Origin of the sequence: Chitinimonas sp., from assembly GCF_041904975.1 — a bacterium.
In the GTDB taxonomy this organism is placed as follows: domain Bacteria; phylum Pseudomonadota; class Gammaproteobacteria; order Burkholderiales; family Chitinimonadaceae; genus Chitinimonas.
Genome location: NZ_JAYRLZ010000369.1, coordinates 1 through 3,359, shown reverse-complemented (window position 1 = coordinate 3,359; position 3,359 = coordinate 1). Strand labels below are relative to the sequence as shown.

Genomic DNA, 3,359 nt, shown 5'->3' with positions numbered 1-3,359 from the left:
CTGCCCGGAAAACGACACCCGCAGCCACTGCATGAGAAAGCGCAGCAGGAAGAGAAAAGCGAAAAAACCTGCGATCGCATTGAGCAAGAAGAATAGCGCCTGCATCACTCCGCCCCCAGCAAACGACCCAGCTCGGCCCCACGTGCCGCCGCCGCGTGACAGCCGGCCACAATGCCCGCCGGCACCGCCTGCGCCTGCATCACCTCCAGTGCCGCCGCCGTCGTGCCGCCTTTCGAAGTCACCCGCTCGCGCAGCACCGACACGTCCTCCGTGCTTGTCGCCGCCAGCGCTCCGGCACCCTGTACCGTCGCCACCGCCAGCTGGCGTCCCTGCTCGGCCGACAAACCGAGCTCCAGCGCAGCCTGCTGCAGGGCTTCGATGAACAGAAATACGTAGGCCGGGCCGCTGCCGGAGATGGCCGTTACGGCATCCATCTGCGCCTCACGCTCAACCCACACCGTCGCGCCAACACATTGCAACAGCTTGTCAGCCAGTTCGCGCCCGGCCTCATCCACAGCTGCCGTGGCGCAGCAGCCGGTCATCCCTGCACCGACCAGCGCCGGCGTATTCGGCATGGCCCGCACCAGCCGCTGATGCCCCCCCAGCCAGCGCGCCAGTGTCGCCAAATCCAGGCCGGCAGCGATGCTGATGACCAGCGCGTTACCCAGACGCCCCTGCCAGGGCGCCACAGCTTCCCGCATCTGCTGCGGCTTGACGGCCAGGAGCAGCACATCCGGCGCGGCCGGTGCGTCTGCAGCCTGGGCATAACTCACCACCCCGTAGGCCTGATGCAGGCGGGCGCGCGCTTCGCTGCCCGGGTCGATCACCTGAATTTCGCTGGCGGCAATGCCTTTGTCGAGCATGCCGCCGATCAGGGCATAGGCCATATTGCCGCCGCCAAGGAAGAGAATGTTCATGCGTAGCTTCTTTCACCAAAAATTGCGCTGCCGACGCGGACCATGGTCGCGCCTTCGGCAATCGCTGCTTCGAGATCATCGCTCATGCCCATCGACAGGGTATCAAGCGGCAGGGATGCATGTTGCGAAATACTTTGCGCCAACTGGCGCAGGCTGCGAAATGCCGCCCGCTGTGCCGCCACATCGGTAGTCGGCGCCGGAATGGCCATCAGGCCGCGCAAGCGTAATCCGGGCAAGGCCGCGATAGCCTGACACAGGGCACAGGCTTCCGCCGGGGCACAGCCACTTTTACTCTTTTCGTCAGAAATATTGACCTGCACACAGACATTGAGCGGCGCACACTGCTCCGGGCGTTGTTCGGACAGACGCTGCGCCAGGCGCAGGCGATCGACGCTATGGACCCAGGAAAAATGTTCGGCGACCAGGCGGGTTTTATTACTTTGCAGCGGGCCAATGAAATGCCACGTTAAAATGCCATTGGATTTGAGCGCGAGGCATTTCTCCACTCCTTCCTGGACGTAGTTTTCAGCAAAGTCGGTTTGCCCGGCACGGATGGCGGCTTCAATCGCCGCCAGCGGCTTGGTTTTACTGACCGCAAGAAGGCGCACGCTTTCAGGCGCACGGCCGGCAGCACGCGCCGCCGCTATGATGCGCTGGCGTACAGCTTGCAGCTTGTCGGCAATTGCACTCATAATTCATTAGGAATTCTTTTCAAGCGAAAAGTATACCTGAATCCGTGCGCAAATATCATAAACAATCAATAACTAATTGATTGTAATGTATAATAAAGCATTCAATATATTCACCCATTCGATCATGCCGCGCTTTGAAGTGAAACAATCTACCAAGCTGAATCTGACCTCGCATGCAGGGCTGGCGCTGATCGGCCAGTGCTGCCAAGCGGCGCAAGTGCAGACGGTGATGGATGCCCGGCTACCGGTATTGCAGGGAATGAAGACCTCAGACATCGTCAAGTCGATGGTGGGTTTGCTCAGTTTGGGCAAGAGTGATTTTGAAGCGATCGAGCCACTGCGGGGTGATCGGTTTTTCATGGAAGCGCTAGGACTGTCGAAGATTCCGAGTAGCGTGTGGATGCGTCAGCGGCTGGACGCCATAGGGGCTGAATTGCGGGAGCATACCGACGAGCTGTCATTGCGCCTGCTTGAGCGTACCGAAGCACCGATCACCGCTCACAAGGGCTTTACCTGTTGCGACATTGATACGTTCGTGATGGACAACTCGGCGACCAAGAAAGAGGAAGTCAGCCGGACCTATCAAGGGATTGATGGCTATACGCCGATTGCCGCCTATCTGGGCAACGAAGGCTGGAATATTGGGTTTGAGTTGCGGGCTGGCAAGCAACATTCGGCCTTCGAGACGGACTATTTTCTGGAACGGGTTTTTCCGCGGATTGATCGCCTGGTGGCCCGGCGCTGTCCAGCCGATGCCAAAGTGCTGCTACGCATGGATAGTGGTTTCGACGGGGCGCACTTGCTGTTCATGCAGGCCGAAGAACAGGATCGTTGGGCAGGCCAGGGGCGTTCCTTTGATTTCATCACCAAATGGAACCCGAGAAAGCAGGATAAGGCGGCCTGGGTCCAACGGGTCGAGGCGGCGGCGCGGTTTGTCCAGACACGTCCAGGCAAGCGTGTGGGACAGATTTCGGTCGATATCGAACGTGCCTGGAAGAAGATCCGGCGGACCTTCCGGCTGGTCGTGCAAGTGACTGAACGCACGATCGACAAAAAGGGACAGCGCCTGCTGGTGCCCGAGATCGAACTGCAAGGCTGGTGGACCAGCCTGGGCGAACCGGAGGCGGAGATCATCGAGTTGTACAAGCACCACGGTACCCACGAGCAGTTCCATTCCGAAATCAAGACCGACATGGATCTGGAGCGATTGCCGTCGGGCAAGTTCGATACCAACGACGCAATCGTGCATCTGGCCTCGTTTGCGTATAACTGCTTGCGCCTACTGGGTCAGTTGGGCCTGACCGGTGAGATTACCCCGATCCGGCACCCGGCCAAACGCCGGCGGTTGAAGACTGTGTTGCAGGAAATCATGTATCGGGCAGCCAAGTTTAGCGCCCATGCCCGTCGTCTGGTGCTCGACTTCGGGCGTGGCGTAGCAGCCCACGCGAAGGTGTTCATCGCCTTGCAGGAACGTCTGCTGCGAGCTGCCTCACCATGAGAACTCGGCGGCGCAACAACGACCAACGACCAGATTCCGCAACCGCGGAAGGCGTGGGCTCGTCCGGGAGACAGAAAATGACATAGCAGCGGCTCATGAAGGCTAAATGTGAGAGGAAAAAGCGGTCAGAAAAACGCTATTCGCATGGTCAGCAGAGAAAATAACCGAGGCAACCTGCAAAAATTAGGCAATTTGACTCGATAGCGTGGCGCGTAGTTTTACGGGCACGGATTCAGGTAAAATCTGCCCAAG

At 59.2% G+C, this 3,359-nt stretch carries 3 protein-coding genes; 1 reads left to right on the top strand and 2 read right to left on the bottom strand.

The window, feature by feature from the left end:
* Nucleotides 1–104: 104 nt before the first annotated feature.
* Nucleotides 105–917, bottom strand: a complete 813-nt coding sequence (gene proC / locus ACE3OH_RS20925) for a pyrroline-5-carboxylate reductase (RefSeq protein WP_205204113.1) — start codon at nt 915–917, stop codon at nt 105–107.
* Nucleotides 914–1,609, bottom strand: coding sequence for a YggS family pyridoxal phosphate-dependent enzyme (locus tag ACE3OH_RS20920; RefSeq protein WP_374357762.1), 696 nt, complete (start codon nt 1,607–1,609; stop codon nt 914–916). Before ACE3OH_RS20920 ends, proC begins: the two co-directional genes overlap by 4 nt.
* 124 nt (nt 1,610–1,733) lie before the next feature.
* Here ACE3OH_RS20920 and ACE3OH_RS20915 point away from each other — a divergent pair, with 124 nt between their 5' ends.
* A complete protein-coding gene (locus ACE3OH_RS20915; protein ID WP_374357765.1) occupies nt 1,734–3,107 on the top strand; it encodes an IS1380 family transposase in 1,374 nt (457 codons plus the stop codon).
* Nucleotides 3,108–3,359: the final 252 nt, after the last annotated feature.

Coding starts and splice junctions, on each gene's coding strand:
- ACE3OH_RS20920 (WP_374357762.1), bottom strand. CDS start 1,609: ATGAGTGCAATTGCCGACAAGCTGCAAGCTGTACGCCAGCGCATCATA.
- proC (WP_205204113.1), bottom strand. CDS start 917: ATGAACATTCTCTTCCTTGGCGGCGGCAATATGGCCTATGCCCTGATC.
- ACE3OH_RS20915 (WP_374357765.1), top strand. CDS start 1,734: ATGCCGCGCTTTGAAGTGAAACAATCTACCAAGCTGAATCTGACCTCG.